This is a genomic window from Mycobacterium europaeum (assembly GCF_002102155.1).
GTDB lineage: Bacteria > Actinomycetota > Actinomycetes > Mycobacteriales > Mycobacteriaceae > Mycobacterium > Mycobacterium europaeum.
This window is the reverse complement of record NZ_LQOU01000028.1, coordinates 151,449-168,367: the sequence shown is the minus strand read 5'-3', so window position 1 is coordinate 168,367 and position 16,919 is coordinate 151,449. Positions and strand designations below refer to the sequence as shown.

General features: G+C 69.9%; 17 protein-coding genes and 1 pseudogene. 7 read left to right on the top strand and 11 right to left on the bottom strand.

Going from position 1 to position 16,919, the window contains the following annotated elements; translation table 11 throughout:
- From AWC03_RS14925 to AWC03_RS28235, 3 genes and pseudogenes are all read right to left on the bottom strand, one after another.
- Nucleotides 1-167, bottom strand: a 167-nt coding sequence (locus AWC03_RS14925) for a WXG100 family type VII secretion target (protein WP_211279238.1), incomplete at its 3' end; no start/stop codon positions are given.
- Between the two features lie 74 nt (nt 168-241).
- Nucleotides 242-1,336, bottom strand: a complete 1,095-nt coding sequence (locus tag AWC03_RS26975; RefSeq protein ID WP_142278396.1) for a PPE family protein — start codon at nt 1,334-1,336, stop codon at nt 242-244.
- A 618-nt stretch (nt 1,337-1,954) separates the two neighbouring features.
- Nucleotides 1,955-2,248 (bottom strand): annotated as a pseudogene (locus tag AWC03_RS28235) (PE family protein); the annotation flags it as partial.
- A 172-nt stretch (nt 2,249-2,420) separates the two neighbouring features.
- Between AWC03_RS28235 and AWC03_RS14900 the strand changes: the two are divergent.
- On the top strand, nt 2,421-2,771 hold the full coding sequence (locus tag AWC03_RS14900) for a hypothetical protein (RefSeq protein ID WP_085241438.1): 351 nt from the start codon (nt 2,421-2,423) through the stop codon (nt 2,769-2,771).
- A gap of 262 nt (nt 2,772-3,033) precedes the next feature.
- Here the strand turns inward: AWC03_RS14900 and AWC03_RS14895 are convergent, their stop codons facing one another.
- Both AWC03_RS14895 and AWC03_RS14890 read right to left on the bottom strand, forming a co-directional pair.
- Complete coding sequence (locus AWC03_RS14895) at nt 3,034-4,251, bottom strand: PPE family protein (protein ID WP_085241437.1); 1,218 nt, start codon at nt 4,249-4,251, stop codon at nt 3,034-3,036.
- An 11-nt stretch (nt 4,252-4,262) separates the two neighbouring features.
- Nucleotides 4,263-4,562 carry a PE family protein gene (locus AWC03_RS14890; protein ID WP_085241436.1) on the bottom strand — a complete coding sequence of 100 codons (300 nt, stop codon included), beginning with the start codon at nt 4,560-4,562 and terminating at the stop codon, nt 4,263-4,265.
- Between the two features lie 654 nt (nt 4,563-5,216).
- On the opposite strand from AWC03_RS14890, the gene AWC03_RS14885 reads away from it, so the two are divergent.
- Nucleotides 5,217-5,960 (top strand): SIMPL domain-containing protein, encoded by a 744-nt coding sequence (locus AWC03_RS14885; protein ID WP_085241435.1) that lies wholly within the window; start codon nt 5,217-5,219, stop codon nt 5,958-5,960.
- Between the two features lie 24 nt (nt 5,961-5,984).
- Here the strand turns inward: AWC03_RS14885 and hpt are convergent, their stop codons facing one another.
- From hpt to dacB, 4 genes are read right to left on the bottom strand one after another with little or no spacing between them, the layout of a single operon-like run.
- Nucleotides 5,985-6,596, bottom strand: coding sequence for a hypoxanthine phosphoribosyltransferase (gene hpt / locus AWC03_RS14880; RefSeq protein ID WP_085241433.1), 612 nt, complete (start codon nt 6,594-6,596; stop codon nt 5,985-5,987).
- A gap of 50 nt (nt 6,597-6,646) precedes the next feature.
- On the bottom strand, nt 6,647-7,621 hold the full coding sequence (gene tilS / locus AWC03_RS14875; protein WP_085241431.1) for a tRNA lysidine(34) synthetase TilS: 975 nt from the start codon (nt 7,619-7,621) through the stop codon (nt 6,647-6,649).
- On the bottom strand, nt 7,600-8,646 hold the full coding sequence (locus AWC03_RS14870) for a zinc-dependent metalloprotease (protein WP_085241430.1): 1,047 nt from the start codon (nt 8,644-8,646) through the stop codon (nt 7,600-7,602). The genes tilS and AWC03_RS14870 overlap by 22 nt, the downstream gene beginning before the upstream one ends.
- Nucleotides 8,643-10,028 carry a D-alanyl-D-alanine carboxypeptidase/D-alanyl-D-alanine endopeptidase gene (gene dacB / locus AWC03_RS14865; protein WP_085241428.1) on the bottom strand — a complete coding sequence of 462 codons (1,386 nt, stop codon included), beginning with the start codon at nt 10,026-10,028 and terminating at the stop codon, nt 8,643-8,645. Before dacB ends, AWC03_RS14870 begins: the two co-directional genes overlap by 4 nt.
- Nucleotides 10,029-10,135: 107 nt before the next feature.
- Here dacB and AWC03_RS14860 point away from each other — a divergent pair, with 107 nt between their 5' ends.
- Nucleotides 10,136-10,624, top strand: a complete 489-nt coding sequence (locus AWC03_RS14860; protein WP_085241426.1) for an inorganic diphosphatase — start codon at nt 10,136-10,138, stop codon at nt 10,622-10,624.
- Between the two features lie 13 nt (nt 10,625-10,637).
- On the opposite strand, the gene AWC03_RS14855 is transcribed toward AWC03_RS14860, so the two are convergent.
- Nucleotides 10,638-11,726 (bottom strand): DUF475 domain-containing protein, encoded by a 1,089-nt coding sequence (locus AWC03_RS14855; RefSeq protein ID WP_420845672.1) that lies wholly within the window; start codon nt 11,724-11,726, stop codon nt 10,638-10,640.
- Nucleotides 11,727-11,801: 75 nt separating this feature from the next.
- On the opposite strand from AWC03_RS14855, the gene AWC03_RS14850 reads away from it, so the two are divergent.
- Genes AWC03_RS14850 through AWC03_RS14840 form a run of 3 tightly spaced genes read left to right on the top strand, consistent with a single transcriptional unit; the run spans nt 11,802 to nt 14,150 of the window.
- Nucleotides 11,802-13,079 (top strand): hypothetical protein, encoded by a 1,278-nt coding sequence (locus AWC03_RS14850; protein ID WP_085241470.1) that lies wholly within the window; start codon nt 11,802-11,804, stop codon nt 13,077-13,079.
- A 22-nt stretch (nt 13,080-13,101) separates the two neighbouring features.
- The gene (locus AWC03_RS14845; RefSeq protein ID WP_085241423.1) at nt 13,102-13,803 is read left to right on the top strand and encodes a glycosyltransferase family 2 protein; all 702 of its coding nucleotides are present in this window, start codon (nt 13,102-13,104) and stop codon (nt 13,801-13,803) included.
- A complete protein-coding gene (locus AWC03_RS14840; RefSeq protein ID WP_085241421.1) occupies nt 13,800-14,150 on the top strand; it encodes a DUF2304 domain-containing protein in 351 nt (116 codons plus the stop codon). The genes AWC03_RS14845 and AWC03_RS14840 overlap by 4 nt, the downstream gene beginning before the upstream one ends.
- 44 nt (nt 14,151-14,194) lie before the next feature.
- Here AWC03_RS14840 and AWC03_RS14835 read toward each other — a convergent pair whose 3' ends face one another.
- Entirely contained in the window at nt 14,195-15,139 is a 945-nt protein-coding gene (locus tag AWC03_RS14835) for an NAD-dependent epimerase/dehydratase family protein (RefSeq protein WP_090421334.1), read from the bottom strand.
- On the opposite strand from AWC03_RS14835, the gene AWC03_RS14830 reads away from it, so the two are divergent.
- The gene (locus tag AWC03_RS14830) at nt 15,105-16,913 is read left to right on the top strand and encodes a hypothetical protein (RefSeq protein WP_244275083.1); all 1,809 of its coding nucleotides are present in this window, start codon (nt 15,105-15,107) and stop codon (nt 16,911-16,913) included. The genes AWC03_RS14835 and AWC03_RS14830 overlap by 35 nt on opposite strands.
- The last annotated feature ends 6 nt before the right edge of the window (nt 16,914-16,919 follow it).

Here is a 16,919-nt window from a genome sequence, read left to right as displayed (position 1 = left end):
GTGTCGTACGAGGTGGCCTGGGCCTGACCGCTCCAGCCCGAGCCGGCGATGTTCATCGAGGACGCCCACATCTTGCGGGCCTCGTCCTCAACGGTCTGAGCGTGGACCTCGAAGCGGCCCGCCATCGCCCGCATTTCGTGCGGGTCGGTCATGAAACGTGTTGCCATCAGATATCTCCTTCGAAAGTGGTTGTTGTGTTTGAGCTTTGGTCATTTGGTCGTTCGAAGTGCTTCTCCTTCCGTCATCCGACTACACGCGGCAATACGCTTGCGGGGGCCGGCATGGTGCCGCCGAATCCGCGCATCTCCATCCCGGCCAGCGGGGCCGCGGAGGCATTCCGGGGACTCAGCATTCGAGCCGCGGCGCCGGCGCCGGCCAGCGGTGCACCGGCCGGCGCGGCAGCCTCGGGGGTCGCCGCGGTCCACCCGGGCGGAACCGACAGGCCACCGACCGGAGTCGCCCGGCCCATTACCGCCGACGGCATCAGCCGCGCCGGTGCCAGCCGCTCGGGCACGGGCATCAGCGGCTGAGCGGGGATGAAACGTTGCATGCCGGGCGTCACCGCCGGGGAGAACGCCCCGGATGCGCGCATGGCGGTCGCGAAGCCCGCGCCGGACGGCGTCGTCCCGGCCACGCCGGACATGGCGGCGCCGGACCCCTGACCGAAGGGCATCCCGAGCAGGTCGGCGAAACTGCCGATGGCAGAGGGGAAGCTGCTCGCCAGCGATGACGCCGACGAATTGAGCCTCGACGGCAGCCCCATGGCCGCTTGAGTGGCCAATCCCCGGGTGGCCCCCTGCATGTCGCCCGCGGTGGTGGTGGGCGGTGCGACCGCCATCGGCGCCAGCATGGCGGCCGCCGCCGACGAACCGGCGTAGGCGTACATGGCCATCGCATCCTGGGCCCACATCTCGCCGTACTGCGCCTCGGTGGCCGCGATCGCCGCGGAGTGCAGGCCGAGGACGTTGGTCGCCACCAGCATCATCAGCGTGGAGCGGTTGGCGGCGATGAGCGGCGGCGGCACGGTGGCAGCGAACGCCGCCTCGTGTGCGACGGCGGCCGCTGTCGCCTGCATGCCGGCCTGCTCGGCCTGTGCGGCGGTGGCGTGCATCCAGGCCACGTAGGGAGCCGCGGCGGCGGCCATCGCCACCGAAGACGGGCCCTGCCAGCCGGTCTCGGTGAGGTCGAGGATCACCGTCCCGTAACTGGTCGCGGCTGAACGCAGTTCCGCGGCCAGCCCTTCCCAGGCCATCGCCGCCGCCAGCATCGACGCTGGCCCCGGCCCCGCGTACATGAGGCCGGAATTGATCTCCGGGGGCATCGCACCGAAATCCATGAGTGTTCCTCTCTCTATCGCGTGGGTTCGCTATGCCAGTGCCGGCGCGGGCTTCGGGCCGGCAACGGCACTGAATGCCGGGTTCGCGTGCACGACGTGTTCGCCGGGCGAGTGCAAGCCCGCCGCCAGCGGCACGCGGTGAAGGGGCGCCGTCGGCGTCAGCTGCGCAGGCGAGACGTGCTGGCCGGCCCCCACGTTCGGGCGCTCGACGCGTTCGGGCGGCGCAGGATGGGCCGGTGCCACGTGCTCGACACGCTGGGCGGGCGTCATCCGTGCGGGCGCAAGGTGCTCGACGCGGGTTGCCGGGTGCGGACCATAGCCGCCGCGCCCGTACGGTGCCTGGTGGCGGCCATAGTCGGCACCGGCATAACCGCCGTGCTGCGACGTCATGTGGCCGCCGTAGCTGCCGCGCCCATGCCAACCCTGGCCGAGGGGCGTCGTCGCCGGCAGGCCGGGCGCCCCGGGACCCGCGCCGACGGTCGCGCCGGGCACCGGCCGTCCGGGAACGGTTGGGGTCACGCGGTTCGGCGCCGCCGGTGCGACCCGCGTGTGCACGGCGGGCGCCAGGCGGGCCGGTGCGACGGGGGCCATGTGCGCGGGCGTCAGGTGACCGCCCGCGGCTTGCGTCGCGTTGGCGGCCTCGGTGGCCGAATACGAGTCGGCGCTGAGCCCGAGGGCCTTGACGAAGTGCTCGTGGATCATGCTCGCCTCGGCGCTGAGCGCCTGATACTGCTGGCCGTAGCCCGCGAAGGCGGCCGCCGTCATCACCGAGACGTCGTCGGCCGCCGCCGGGACCACTCCCGTGATCGAGAGCGCGGCCATCGAGTTGGCCGCGGTCACCGCGGAGCCGATCGCCTGCAACTGGCCGGCTGCCGCTAGCAGCAGTTCCGGGACGGTGGTCAGGAACGCCATGTGTCTTCTCCTCATGAATGCCTGGATGCGGCTTCCGTTGTCGGACTTGCGGACACTATGTCATGAATTCGGAATAGTTGTCTAGTATCGAGTAGCAACTTCTTTTTTCCAGCGTAGAACTCGCTGGTGGAGACACTTTGCCCGCCTTTCGGCACAGAGTTACGCTTGGTGGATGCCACGAACGAATGCCGCGGGCTGGGGGCTGAGGCGCCTGCTCGAGGCGACGCTGAACCGCGACATCACCGTCGAGCAGTTGCGCGACGCCTGCGGCGTCACCAAAGGGCGCTGGTACGGGCCCGCCGGCCGCGCCAACGCCGACGACTTCCCCGACGCCGAGGAGGCCAGGCGGGCCGCGCACGCGTTCGGGCTCAGCGCCACCTGGCTACAGGTCGAACTCGGCCTGATCACCCCCGAAGACGTGCACGGCGCCTTGGGCGACGGGCAGTCCCTCGATCCTTTCCGCGCCACGACGCGACAGCGGGTCGTGATGCCCAATCCGGCGCCAGAGGCCTCGCGCGACTAACTCGCCGTCAAGCATGGGATCGGCCCAGGTTGGGTTGCGCGAAAGGCGGTGCGACGCAACGTGCTCCGCTCTCACCGACGGGCAAGACCTGTAGCACTTGACGGGCCAGTGCTGAATAGACGAAGCGAATGGACAACGAATCCCACGAACCGCACAGGCGCACACTCGTGGTCGCGGGTGCGGCCGCCCGCTGACCCGACGATCCGCCGTCGTCAGGCTGGATCATCGGGTCAGCGGAGCCCCAGTTCTGATGGCGTTGTCGCTAGCCCCCGGCCGGCGGATGCGCGACGATCGTGGGCTTGAAGCCGTAACGCGGGGCCGCGAAGTTGGCCGCCAGCCCCCGGCCGAGCCCACTGCCCATCATCGGCACCCCTCCTACGGCGTGTGTGGCGGGTTCCACGGCCGCCGAAGCCGCTAGGCCGTTGAGCGTCGCGACCGCGGGAGTTGCCGTAGGAGCAGCGCTGGCCCACGCCTGTGGTACCGATAAGGCGCCGACCTTCACGGCCTTGCCCACAGCTCCCGCGGCCCCGCCCAGCCCGGTGCTGGACAGTGCAGCCGGAAGGGCGCTCCCGGCAGCCTTCGCGGCGCCCTCAATCGCTTTGACGGCGGCCTTCGGCGCCATTGAGTGGCTCAGCCCTTCGAGGTCCTTGAAAATGGTCAAAAAGAGCCGGGTCGGTCCCACCCACTCCTTGAACATGTCGATGGGTGTCCCTGCATGCAGGGTCGACGAGCCGGCCAGGCTCTCCAGGAGGGCGCCACCCATTCCGTCGAGCTCCATGGTGCCGCCGTTGATCAGATTCGCCAACGGGTTGACGGCGGGTTGGGGGCCGGCGAGCCCGGCCAGGGTGCCCGGCATCGCGTTGGTCAGCGCGGACAGTTCCTGCGTGTCCGCGGCAGCGGCGGTCCCTACTGCTTGCGCGACGGCAACTTCCTGGGCGGCCACCCCGGCCGGGTTGGTGGCGGGGGATGCCGGGTCGAACGGCGCCACCCTCGACGCTGCCGCCGACGCGCCCGCGTAGCCATACATTGCCGCCGCGTCCTGCGACCACATCTGCAGGTATTCCGCCTCGGTTGCCGCGATCGCCGGTGTGTTCTGGCCGAGAAAATTCGTCGCCAGCAGTTCCATCAACAACACCCGATTGGCCTCGATCACCGGCGGTGGCACCGTCGCGGCAAATGCCGCCTCGTAGGCGCTCGCCGCTGCAGCGGCCTGGACGGCGGCGTGTTCGGCCTGGTCGGCCGTGCCGTTCAACCATGCGATCTGCGGCGTGGCCGCACCCGCCATCGACCCGGCGGCGGCACCGAGCCATGGCCCGTCGGTCAGCCCGGTGACCACCGACTGGTAGGCGGACGCCGTGGTAAGCAGGTCGGCGGCCAACGCCTCCCAGCCCGCCGCGGCGGCCAGCATCGGCCCCGAGCCGGGGCCGGCATACATGAGCGCGGAGTTGATCTCCGGCGGCAAGAGTGCGAAATCCAGCATGACGCTCTCGCCTAACCGACCATCGTGCTGTTGGCGGCCTCGGTAGCCGCATAAGAACCTGCGCTGAGACCCAGCACCGTTGCGAGTTGTTCTCGCGCCCACGCGGCCTGAGCACTGATCGCCTGATACAGCTGGGCGTGCGCGGAGAATTGGGCAGCGGTCAGGATGGACACCGCATCGGCCGCGGCAGGAGCCACCACCGTCGTCGGGCCTGCGGCAGCCGCATTGCCTGCCTGCAGCGCCGCGTTGATCGACTGCAGTTCCCCTGCGGCTCCACTCAACATGTCCGGCTGTGCGATCACGATCGACATCCCCGTTCCTCCCTCAATAGCGTTTTGCATCAGCGACTTTCGATGACTGATTACCGTCGCCGACTGCGATTCCGGCGGCCACGTTAAACCACCCGCACTGGGTCGATGCGAGTTCACGGCCAGCCCGTTAACCACCGATTTGGTGGACGTTCACTCAATTCGGGGCTCATTGCTGCACGATCCAGATTTTCGTGGAAAGTCTTGGGATTCTTGCGATTAGGGTTTCATAGGACAATCGTCACAGCACTTCCACCAACGCCGACCCTCGGCTAAGTGGACCCTTGGCCGACGCAGGGCGTCGCGGTTGATGCGTGAAATAGGCTCCAGCGCCCGTGAATTGGCCACGATGTCACCGCGAATGTCAGAACTGCGATCGCACAACGGCGAAGGGGACGAGGTGCGGCGAGGACACTGTGGTTCCGTATCCACCGGATTGCCGACCACGACACTCAGGCATGTTGCACATGATTGGGCCCAGACCAGAAGCGAATCAACGTGCGGACATATCAGCCACAGATCCCAGGACCCAGTTCATCTGAGTTCGGCATGAACCTGTCGACTCGCGCGCCGCGTCAGCTCACGCACCTTCTTGGACCGACCGGCGCGCCGCCGCAGTCCGACTCGGCTGCCTCGGAAAGCGCTAGGGTCCACTGCATGCCGCAGCCGATCGCCCCGACGTTTGCCCGCAGGTTGATCGCCTTGGCGGTCGCCGGCATGGTCACGACAACGTTGTCGGCCTGCGATTCGCCGCCTTCGGCGCCCGCGCCGGGGGTCAACCCCCGCCAGGTCACCGTCTTCGGGTCGGGCCAGGTCCAGGGTGTTCCGGACACCCTGACCGCCGACGTCGGCATCGAGTTCACGGCACCCGACGTCACCGCCGCGATGAACCAGACCAACGACCGTCAGCGAGCGGTCATCAACGCGCTGGTCGGCGCCGGGGTCGACCACAAGGACATCAGCACCACCGGGGTCACGTTGCAGCCGCAGTTCAACAACCCCGGGCCCAACGGCACCGCCACCATCACCGGCTACCGCGCCACCAACGCCATCACGGTCAAGATCCACCCGCCCGACGCCGCGTCGCGAATGCTGGCCCTCATCGTCGCAACCGGTGGCGACGCCACCCGGATCAAGTCGGTCAGCTACTCCATCGCCGATGACTCACAGTTGGTGAAGGATGCGCGCGCACGGGCGTTCGGCGACGCCAAGAACCGCGCCGCACAGTACGCCCAGCTGTCCGGGCTCCGGCTGGGCAAGGTGCTGTCCATTTCGGAGGCCACCGAACCGGCGCCGGCCGGCGCACCGGCGCCGCCGAAGGCCATGCCGAGCATGGTCCCGCTGGAGCCCGGTCAGCAGACGGTGAGCTTCTCGGTGACCGCGGTGTGGGAGCTGGACTAGCCTGACGGCCCGCGAGGCGCGTGCCTACTGCTGGTAGACCCTGGGGTCCAGGGTCCCGATGTAGGACAGGTCGCGGTAGCGCTCGTCGTAGTCCAGCCCGTAGCCCACCACGAAATCGTTCGGGATGTCGAAGCCCACGTAGGCGATGTCCACGTTGGCGCCCTTGGCGTCGGGCTTGCGCAGCAGCGTGCACACGCGCAGCGAACGCGGGTGGCGGCTGGTGAGGTTTCGCAGCAACCACGACAGGGTCAGGCCCGAGTCGACGACGTCCTCGACGATCAGCACATCGCGGCCCTGGATGTCGCGGTCCAAGTCCTTGAGGATCCGCACCACGCCCGACGACGACGTCGAAGTCCCGTACGAGCTGACGGCCATGAACTCGAATTGAGTGGGCACCGGAATCGCCCGCGCCAGGTCGGTGACAAAGATCACAGCGCCCTTCAGCACGGTGATCAGCAACAGGTCCTGGCCGGTCTCGGCCATGACATCGCGGTATTGCGCGCCGATCTCCTCACCGAGTTCGGCGATTCGCGCCTGGATCTGCTCGGCGGTGAGCAGGACCGACTTGATGTCCCCCGGGTACAGCTCCACGGGCTGGGCGGGGGTAATCGCCGAGGAGATCTGGGCCACGCCCACAGAGTGCCACGCCGACGGCCGAATAACCAACGGCGACCCCGGTATTGCGCCTATCGGGCGGATTTTTCAACCGGTTCGCGCCACAGGGTCAGCACGCCGTCGCGCCGCCCCGCGATCAACCGCTCGTCGCGCAACGCGGACCCGACCGCCACCCCGCCCTGGCCGCGCCAGGCGGTGACAAGGGCGTCGACCGCGCGGATCTGCTTGTCCGTCAAACCCGTTGCACCGCCCGCCAACAGCCAGCCGCGGATCACCCGGCGCCGCACCGGGGCAGGCAGCGCGGCCAAAGCCTGTGCCTGCAGGCCCGCGCCCGACTTCGCCTCGGGCAGCGCCCGGGCGGCGAGCGTGTCGAGCAGCTCGGTGTCCTCGCGCAGCGCCGTCGCCGTCCGCGCCAGCGCCTCGGCCACCCCGCCGCCCAGCACGTCCTCCAGCAGCGGCAGCACCTCCAGGCGCAGCCGGGTCCGGGTGAAGCGGCGGTCGGTGTTGTGTGGGTCCTGCCAGGCGGTTAGGCCCAGCTCCCGGCACGCGGCGTGGGTCACGGCGCGCCGCACCCCCAACAACGGCCGGCCCCACGGTGAGTCGTACGGGCGCATCCCGGCGATCGACCGCACGCCCGAGCCGCGGCCCAGCCCCAGCAGCACCGTCTCCGCCTGGTCGTCGAGGGTATGACCGAGCAGCACCGGCCCGCCGTGGTAGGCGCTCAGGGCGGCGTAGCGGGCGGCGCGCGCGGCGGCCTCGGGACCGCCCTCGTTGCCCACATGCACTCGAATCACCTGTGCCGCAACGCATCCCAGCGCTTCGGCCTGCTCCCGAGCGGTTTGCGCGACGGCGGCGGAGTCCGGTTGCAGGCCGTGGTCGACGATCACGGCGGTGGTGGGCCGCAGCTGGGCCGCCACCGCGGTCAGCGCCAGGGAGTCCGGGCCGCCGGACAGCGCCACGCACCATTGTTCGGCCGCGGCGACGTGGGTCTTGAGGAAATCCTCGGCAGCCGCGCGCAGCTGCCCTACAGCACCCTGTCGATCCATCGCTGGGGTTCCTCGATCTCGGCGGGTACGGGCAGCGTCTCGGGGCCGGTCCAGATCGCGTTGAACCGCTCCATCCCGACCCTCCCCACCACGTGGTCGACGAAGGCCTTGCCCCGCGTGTACTGGCTGAGCTTGGCGTCCAGGCCCAGCAGCGCGCGCAGCAGCCGCTGCAGCGGCGGTTGCCTGCGGTTGCGGCGCTCGTCGAATCGACGGCGAATGGTGGTCACCGACGGCACCACCATGGGCCCGACGGCATCCATCACGTGGTCGGCGTGGCCCTCCAGCAGCGTGCCGAGCACCAGCAGCTGATCGAGGGCCTGCCGCTGCGGCTCGGACTGGACCGCGCGCACCAGGCCGACGATCCCCGACGGGCCGTCGTCCGCGGCCCCGTTGCCGCGGTTGCGGACGTAATCGGCGAGCCGGCTCGCCACCTGCGTGACGTCTTCCCCGGGGTCCCGCGTCAACAGCGCCAGGGCGCGGGACATGTGCTCGGACAGCCACGGGTTCGCGGTGAACTGCACCCGGTGGGTCACTTCGTGCAGGCAGACCCACAGCCGGAAGTCGGAGGGCTCCACCCGCAGTTGCCGCTCGACGGCGATGACGTTCGGATACACCAGCAGCAGACAGCCCTCTTTGCCGGCCGCGAACGGGTCGTACTGACCGAGGATCCCCGACGACACGAACGCCAGCACCGCCCCCGTCTGTGCGCCGGTGACGCGGCCCGTGAGAAAGCCCCGCGGCTTCTCCGCCCCGTTCATCATCACCCGCATCGACTCGGCCGCCGCGGCGATCCATTCCGGGCGGTCGACGATCCGGGCTGCGGGCACGGCCCCCTGGGTCACCAGCCCGGTGACCTCACGGACCGGTGGTTCGGCCTTGGCGGCCGACCTGGTGAGCTCGTCGATCACCTGCCGTCGGGTGTACTCGCTCGAGGGCGGCCCCGGCCGCACCAACCGCTTACCGACGGTGGCGGCGAAGCCCCAGTCGACGGCGGTGCCGAGCGTCAGCTCCGAGCCGGACGTCATGAGCAACCACAGGACCAGAGCTTGGTGGCCAGGGCGTCCATCGCGTTGCGACCGTTGGGTCCGGCCGCGTTGGAGATGAAGGCGAACGTGAGCACCCGGCCGCTGCGGTCGGTGAGCACCCCGGCCAGCGCGTTGACGGCGGTCAGCGATCCGGTCTTGGCCCGCAGCCAGCCGGCCGGCCCTTGATTGGAGGCCGCGTCGGTGAAGCGGTCGCCCAGCGTCCCGCTACCGGCGGCGATCGGGAGCAGGTCCAGTAGCGCACGCAGCGCGGGCTGGTCGGGTCCGGCGGCCGCCTGCAGCACGCCGTCGAGCGTCCGGGCGGTCAACCGGTCGTCGACGGACAACCCGCTGGAGTCCAGCAGCGCGACGCCGCCGGTGTCGACGTGGGCGGTGCCCAAGCGATTGGTCACCGCGTCGGCCGCCCCGGCGAAGCTGCGCGGCCGGTTGATGGCGGCGGCCACCTCGCGGGCGATGCATTCGGCCATCACGTTGTCGGAGTGGTCCATCATCTCGGACAGCCGCTCGACCAGCGGCGCCGACTGCACGACGGCCAGCTGCCGCGCTCCCGAGGGCGCCGTCGCGATCGTCACCGCCGCGGGGTCCAGGCCCAACGCCTTGGCCAGCTCTCGCCCGGCGTCGAGCGCCGGCGTCCGGGACCGCCGGGAATTGACGGTGGTCGGCTGGATGCGCCCCGCGTCGATCATCACCGACTCGATCGGCGCGATGTCGCCGTTGTCGACGTCGGCGGCGTCCCAGCCCTGCGCCATCGTCGGCCCGCTGAACGCCGACGTGTCCACTTGCACCGCCGTCGGCGTCACGCCGCTGCGGCGGATCTGCTCGACGAGGTCGCTGATCCGGGCCGACCCGCGGTACCAGGTTTCCACGCCGGGCGGCGCCGCCGACAGCACCGGGTCGCCGGCGCCGACCAGCACGACGGGCCCCTGAGCGTTCTGGCTGCCGGCCACCACCCGCGTGCTGATCCGCGCCTGACGGTCCAGGGTGAGCAGGGCCGCGGCCGCCGTGAGCACCTTGTTGGTGGACGCCGGCACCAGCGGCATGTCGTCTGCCAGCTGCCAAAGCTCTTTGCCGGTGATGGCGTCGGTGATGCGACCGCCCAGCCGGCCCAGGTTGGGATCGGCCGCGATGGGCGCGAGCGCGGCCGTCACCCCGGCGGGGCTGGGCGTCTCGGCGGTGTCACTGACGGGCACCATTCCCGGTTTGACGGCCGGCGCGTGCGGAGGCGGTATGGGAGCGTGCGAGCTGTTGCCGCCATGCCCCGCCGAGGTGAAAAACGTTGCCGCCGCCACCACGGCGGCGACGAACGCCAGCACGGCCAACCCGACGAAGACATGGGTGGATTTTTGCCAGCGAGTGGGACCCATCGCTCTCCTGACTGTCTGAGGCCATTCTGCCGAATCCGCCGAAACGGGCTCGACTAGGGTGTAACAGAGCAAAGTTGACCTGCCTACCCAGAAAAGGAGCCGACGCCGTGGAATTCGACGTCACCATCGAGATCCTGAAAGGCCAGCGGAACAAGTACGAGATCGACCACGAGACCGGACGGGTGCGTCTGGACCGTTACCTGTACACCTCGATGGGCTACCCGACCGACTACGGCTTCATCGAGGACACCCTTGGCGAGGACGGCGACCCGCTGGACGCGATGGTCCTGTTGCCGCAGTCGGTGTTCCCCGGCGTCATCGTCGAGGCCCGTCCGGTGGGCATGTTCCGGATGACCGACGAGAAGGGCGGCGACGACAAGGTCCTGTGCGTGCCGGCCGGTGACCACCGCTGGGACCACATCCAGGACATCGCGGACGTCCCCGAGTTCGAGCTGGACGTCATCAAGCACTTCTTCGTGCACTACAAGGACCTGGAGCCGGGCAAGTTCGTCAAGGCCGCGGATTGGGTCGGCCGGGCGGAAGCCGAAGCCGAGATTCAGCGCTCGGTGGAGCGGTTCAAGGCCGGCGGGCACTGACGCCCGACCGGCCTTAACCGGCGGCCGCGGCCTGGCGTCGATTACGCAGCACGCTCCAGCCCAGCGCCGCGCTGATGAACACCACCCCGACCGAGGCGGTGAAAGCCTCGGGCACCTGGTATCGCGGGTTGATGGAGAGCAGCATGATCACCGAGAGCACCCCGATCGCCCAGTGCGCACCGTGCTCGAGGTACACGTAGCGGTCCAGCGCTTCCTGCTTCACCAGGAAGATCGTGATGGACCGGACGAACATCGAGCCCACCACACCGAGACCCAGCGCGATGACGATCGGGTCCGAGGTGATCGCGAAGGCGCCGGTGACCCCGTCGAACGAGAAGGCGGCATCAAGCACCTCGAGATACAGAAAGAGGCTGAAGCCGGCCTTGCCGACCGCGTTGCCGTTCGACACCGCCTCGAGGTCCGGCGGCCGAAACGCCCGGCTCAGACCGTTGACGATCAGGTACGTCACCAGGCCGAGCAAGCCGGCGGTCAGCACCGTCTCACTCTCGTCGCCGGAATTCGTCAGCCCGGTTCCCACGAGCACCAGCGCAACGACGGCCACCGCCACCGACACCTGCCCAAGCCGCCCGATGCGGGCGAACGGCATCTCGATCCACTTGAGCCACTTGATGTCTCGGTCGTAAACGATGAAATCCAAGAACAGCATCAACAGGAACATCCCGCCGAACGCCGCGATCTGCGGATGCGCGGCGCCGATCAGCTTCTCGTAGCTGGGCGAGCCGTCGGGGAATTCCAGCGCGCCGTGCGGCGGGGGATGCAGCGCCAGCTCCATCGCGCGGACCGGGTCCAGGCCGGCGGTGGCCCACACGATCAGTAACGGGAAGAGCAGCCGCATGCCGAACACGGCGATGAGAATCCCGACGGTCAAGAACATCTGCCGCCAGAACGGGCTCATCTGCTTGAGGATCGCGGCGTTGATGATGGCGTTGTCGAACGACAGCGACACCTCGAGGGTCGCCAGCACCAGTAGCAAGAACAGGTCCCGCAGGCCGCCGTGGGCGTATCCGACCGCGAGGGCCGCCACGGTGACCAGCAGCGAGATCCCGAAGATGCGCAAGGCGGCCGACGTCCTTTCCGACAGCCGCTCACGATAGCGAACGCCGGTCGCCGCCGCAGACCTGCGTCCACGGCCACTTACTATTTTCAAATTGTGGCGATGCCCGAAGTCGGCGGTACCCAAGCCCCCACCGGCACCGGTCCGATCACGCGCGGCAGCGTGGCACGGGTCGCCACCGCGACGGCGCTGACCGCCCTGTGCGGTTACGCGGTGATCTATCTGGCCGCCCGGAACCTGGCGCCCGGCGGCTTCTCGGTGTTCGGGGTGTTCTGGGGGGCGTTCGGCCTGGCCGCCGGCGCCGCCTTCGGGCTGCTGCAGGAGACCACCCGGGAGGTCCGGTCGAGCCGCCACCTCTCGGCGGCCCCGCCGGCCGCGGACGAGCCGCGGACCCACCCGCTGCGGGTGGCCATGCTGGTCGGTGTCGGCGCGGCCGTGGTGATCGCCGGCAGCTCGCCGCTGTGGAGCGCGCGGGTGTTCGTCGACCAACGCTGGCTGTCGGTGGCGCTGCTCAGCGTCGGGCTGGCCGGGTTCTGTGTGCACGCCACGCTGCTGGGCATGCTGGCGGGCACCGATCGGTGGACCGGTTACGGGGCGCTGATGGTGACCGACGCGGTCATGCGGGTCACGGTCGCCGCGGCCACCGTCATCCTCGGCTGGAGCCTGGTCGGCTTCCTGTGGGCCACGGTGGCGGGCGCGGTCGCGTGGCTCATCATGCTGCTGGCTTCCCCTTCGGCACGGTCCGCCGCCCGCCTGCGGACACCGGGCGGCGCCCAGACCTTCCTGCGGGGGGCCGCCCATTCGATCACCGCCGCCGGCGCCAGCGCGGTCCTGGTGATGGGTTTTCCGGTGCTGTTGAAGCTGACCAGCAACGAGCTGGGGGCCGAAGGCGGGGTGATCATCCTCGCCGTGACGTTGACGCGGGCGCCGCTGCTGGTGCCGCTGACGGCCATGCAGGGCAACCTGATCGCGCATTTCGTGGACGCGCGCAGCGACCGGGTGCGCGCCCTGATCGCCCCGGCCGCCGTCGTCGGGGGCATCGGCGCGGTGGGGGTGCTGGCGGCCTGGGCCGTGGGCCCGTGGCTGCTGCGGGTCGCCTTCGGGCCGCAGTACCAGGCCGACGGTGCGCTGCTGGCCTGGCTGACGGCGGCGGCCGTGGCGATCGCGATGCTGACGCTGACCGGGGCCGGCGCGGTAGCGGCGGCGCTGCACCGGGCGTACGCGCTGGGCTGGGTCGGGGCGACGGTGGCGTCGGTGTTACTGCTGCTGCTACCGCTGCCGCTGCAGACGCGCACCGTCGTCGGCCTGCTGTGCGGCCCACTCGTGGGAATCGGCGTTCATCTGGTGGCGCTGGCGCGCGCCGAGCGCCCTACCGGCTGATCGCGTGTACCTTTTGGGCTGAATGGACACAGCATCCCAATACCCGGGCGCCTGGATCGTCATCCCCGCCTTCAACGAAGCCGCCGTCATCGGCGAGGTGGTCGCCGATGTGCGCTGCGTCTTCGACAATGTCGTCTGCGTTGACGACGGCAGCAGCGACGACACGGGTGAGATCGCCAGGCGGGCCGGCGCCCACCTGGTGCGCCATCCGATCAACCTCGGCCAGGGTGCGGCCATCCAGACCGGCGTCGAGTACGCCCGCAAACAGCCCGGCGCTCAGGTGTTCGCCACGTTCGACGGTGACGGGCAGCACCGGGTCAAGGACCTGGCGGCGATGGTCGACCGGCTCTGCTCCGAGGACGTCGACGTCGTCATCGGGACGAGGTTCGGCGCGGCGATGGGCGCCCGGCCGCCGTTTCTGAAACGGCTCGTGCTGCAGACCGCCGCCCGCCTGAGCCGGCGCGGTCGCCGACTTGGCTTGACCGACACCAACAATGGGCTGCGGGTCTTCAACAAGAAGGTCGCCGACGGGCTGGACATCACCATGAGCGGCATGAGCCACGCCAACGAGTTCATCATGCTGATCGCCGAAAACCATTGGCGCGTCGTCGAACAACCGGTCGAGGTGCTGTACACCGATTACTCGAAATCGAAGGGGCAGCCGCTTCTCAACGGCGTCAACATCATCTTCGACGGTTTCCTGCGAGGAAGGATTCCCAGATGAACTGGATCCAGGTGCTGCTGATCGGCTCGATCATCGCGCTGCTGGTCTACCTGTTGCGGTCCCGCCGGAATGCGCGGTCGCGGGCCTGGGTCAAAGTCGGCTACGTCGTCTTCGTGCTGGGCGGCATCTATGCCGTGCTGCGGCCCGACGACACCACGGTGGTGGCGCAGTGGTTCGGGGTGCGCCGCGGCACCGACCTGATGCTCTACGCGCTCATCATGGCGTTCTGCTTCACCACGCTCAGCACCTACATGCGGTTCAAGGACCTGGAGCTGCGCTACGCGCGCCTCGCCCGCACCCTGGCGCTGGAGGGCGCACAGGCGCCCGAGCAGCCGTCGAACGTGTAGGCAGTGCCCGGCCTTCCGTCTGCAGTTAGGGCACTCGACGGCCGCTAGACCGTCTGCGCGTGACGGAAGTACTCGACCGTGCGGCGCACGCCGTCGTCGAGCCGCACCTGCGGACGCCAGCCCAAAACCCGTCCGGCCAGACCGATCTCGAGGCAGGACCGCCTCAGGTCGCCGAGCCGATCCGGATGAAATTCGGGGTCGTCGGGTCCCCCGACGGCCGCGGCCACCGCCGAATGCAGTTGGCGGTCCGAGGTTTCGATCCCGGTGCCGACGTTGAACCGCTGCCCTCCGCCGGCGTCCCCGGACGCCCTGACGAACGCGTCGACCACGTCGTCGACGTACACGTAGTCGCGGGTCTTGCCGCCGTCGCCGAACACCTTGGTGGGTTTTCCCGACAGCAGCGCCTGGGCGAAGATCGCCACCACGCCGGCTTCGCCGTGCGGGTCCTGACGGGGGCCGTACACGTTGGCGGGCGCGATGTGCGAACACTCCAGGCCGTACAGGTGGCGGAACGTGTTCAGGTAGATCTCGCCGGCCACCTTGCCCGCGGCGTACGGCGAAGCCGGGTCGGTGGGCACCGTCTCGGGGGTCGGGTACACCGGCGGCGTCCCGTAGATGGATCCCCCCGACGAGGTGTGCACGATTTTCCGCACCCCGGTCATGCGGGCCGCCTCGGCCAAGCGGATGGTGCCGATGACGTTGACCGAGGCGTCGAACTGCGGGTCGGCCACCGAATGCCGGACGTCGATCTGGGCCGCCAGGTGAAACACCACCTCCGGCCGGTGCTCGTCGAGGATGGCGCGCAGGTCGGCGGTGACGATGTCGGCCTCGACGAAGACGTGCGCCGGGTTGTCGGCCAGGTGCTCGATGTTGGTCGCGCGGCCGGTCGCGAAGTTGTCCAGCCCCACCACGGTGTGGCCGTCGGCCAGCAGGCGGTCGACTAGCGTCGACCCGATGAATCCGGCAGCCCCGGTAACCAGTGCGCGCACCGGCCCACCATACATAGGGGTGGCCGCCGGGGCGCTGATCGCCATTGCGCTGGGCATACGCGCGGCGCTGGCGTTCGGGGGCTACTTCTACTGGGACGACCTGATCCTGATCGGCAAGGCCGGCACCCACAACCTGCTTTCGCCCGCGTACCTGTTCGACGACCACGACGGCCACGTCATGCCCGGGGCTTTTCTGCTGGGCGGCGCCATCATCCGGCTGGCGCCGCTGAACTGGACGGGGCCGGCGATCAGCCTGCTGGTGCTGCAGCTGTCGGCGTCGCTGGCGCTGCTGCGCGCGCTGTACGTCCTCCTCGGCTGGCGGCCGGTGCTGCTGGTCCCGCTGACGTTCGCGCTGTTCACCCCGCTCGCCGTGCCGGGGTTCGCGTGGTGGGCGGCGGCGCTGAACTCGCTGCCGATGCTGGCGGCGCTGGCCTGGGTGTGCGCCGACGCCGTGCTGCTGGTGCGCACCGGCAACCGGCGCTACGCGGTGACGGGGACGCTGGCCTACCTCGGCGGGCTGCTGTTCTTCGAGAAGGCCGCGGTCATCCCGTTCGTCGCCTTCGCGGTGGCCGCGCTGCTGCGCCACGTGCGGGGCGATCGGGCGGCGCTGCGGACGGTGTGGCGCGCGGGGCTGCGGCTGTGGGTTCCGACGCTGGCGTTGACCGCCGGCTGGATCGCGCTCTACCTGGCCGTGGTCAATCAGCGGCGGTGGAGTTCCGACCTGGCGATGACCTCCGAGCTGCTGGTGCGGTCGGTCACGCACGGCATCGTCCCCGGGCTGGCCGGCGGGCCGTGGCGCTGGGACCGGTGGGCGCCGGCCTCGCCGTGGGCCACGCCCCCGCCGTTGGTGATGGCGCTCGGCTGGCTGGTGCTGGCCGGCACGCTGCTGGTGTCGCTGGTGCGCAAGCGGCACATCGGGGCGGTGTGGCTGACCGCGGCCGGCTACGCCGTCGCCTGTCAGGTGCCGATCTATCTGATGCGCTCGTCGAAGCAGACCGCGCTGGAGCTCGCCCAAACCCTGCGGTATTTCCCGGATCTCGTCTTCGTGCTGGCCCTGCTGGCCGCCGTCGCGTTCTGCGCGCCCAACCGGGCGGGCGGGCCGCGTTGGCTGGACGCCTCCCCCGGACGCACCGCGGTGACGCTGGGTTTGGCGGCGTTGTTCGTCGCCAGCAGCCTGTACTCGACGGCGACGTTCCTGACCAGCTGGCGGGACAACCCGGCCCAGCCCTACCTGCGGAACGCTCAGGCCGATCTGGCCGCGGCGCACGCGGCGTCGACGGCGCCGCTGCTGGATCAGGAGGTCGACCCGCTGGTGCTGCAGCGGGTGGCGGCGCCGGAGAACCTGGCCAGCCACCTGTTCGCCCTGCTGCGAGACAGGCCCGAATTCGCCTCGGCCACAACGCGATTGCGGATGCTGGACAGATCGGGTCACCTGGTCAGAGCGCGGGTGACCTGGGTGCGGACCATCGTGCCGGGACCCCTGCCGCAGTGCGGGTATTTCGCGCAGCCGGACAAGCCGGCGCGCCTGGCCCTCGACGGGCCGCTGCTGCCCGCCGACTGGAGCGTCGAACTCAATTATCTGGCCAACAGCGAGGGAACGATGACCCTGGCGATGACGCAGGGGCCCGAGGCGCGGGTCCCCGTGCATCCGGGTCTCAACCGCGTCTTCGTCCGGCTGCCCGGCGCCGGGGACGCGATCACCGTGCGCGCCAAGACCACCGCACTGGCGCTGTGCCTCGCATCGGGTCCGGTGGGTTTCCTGGCGCCGGCCTGAAGGCCG

Coding starts and splice junctions, on each gene's coding strand:
- AWC03_RS14900 (WP_085241438.1), top strand. CDS start 2,421: ATGCCACGAACGAATGCCGCGGGCTGGGGGCTGAGGCGCCTGCTCGAG.
- AWC03_RS26975 (WP_142278396.1), bottom strand. CDS start 1,336: ATGGATTTCGGTGCGATGCCCCCGGAGATCAATTCCGGCCTCATGTAC.
- AWC03_RS14840 (WP_085241421.1), top strand. CDS start 13,800: ATGAACTGGATCCAGGTGCTGCTGATCGGCTCGATCATCGCGCTGCTG.
- AWC03_RS14830 (WP_244275083.1), top strand. CDS start 15,105: ATGAATCCGGCAGCCCCGGTAACCAGTGCGCGCACCGGCCCACCATAC.
- AWC03_RS14890 (WP_085241436.1), bottom strand. CDS start 4,562: ATGTCGATCGTGATCGCACAGCCGGACATGTTGAGTGGAGCCGCAGGG.
- dacB (WP_085241428.1), bottom strand. CDS start 10,028: ATGGGTCCCACTCGCTGGCAAAAATCCACCCATGTCTTCGTCGGGTTG.
- AWC03_RS14895 (WP_085241437.1), bottom strand. CDS start 4,251: ATGCTGGATTTCGCACTCTTGCCGCCGGAGATCAACTCCGCGCTCATG.
- tilS (WP_085241431.1), bottom strand. CDS start 7,621: ATGGATCGACAGGGTGCTGTAGGGCAGCTGCGCGCGGCTGCCGAGGAT.
- AWC03_RS14885 (WP_085241435.1), top strand. CDS start 5,217: ATGCCGCAGCCGATCGCCCCGACGTTTGCCCGCAGGTTGATCGCCTTG.
- AWC03_RS14870 (WP_085241430.1), bottom strand. CDS start 8,646: ATGACGTCCGGCTCGGAGCTGACGCTCGGCACCGCCGTCGACTGGGGC.
- AWC03_RS14850 (WP_085241470.1), top strand. CDS start 11,802: ATGCCCGAAGTCGGCGGTACCCAAGCCCCCACCGGCACCGGTCCGATC.
- AWC03_RS14845 (WP_085241423.1), top strand. CDS start 13,102: ATGGACACAGCATCCCAATACCCGGGCGCCTGGATCGTCATCCCCGCC.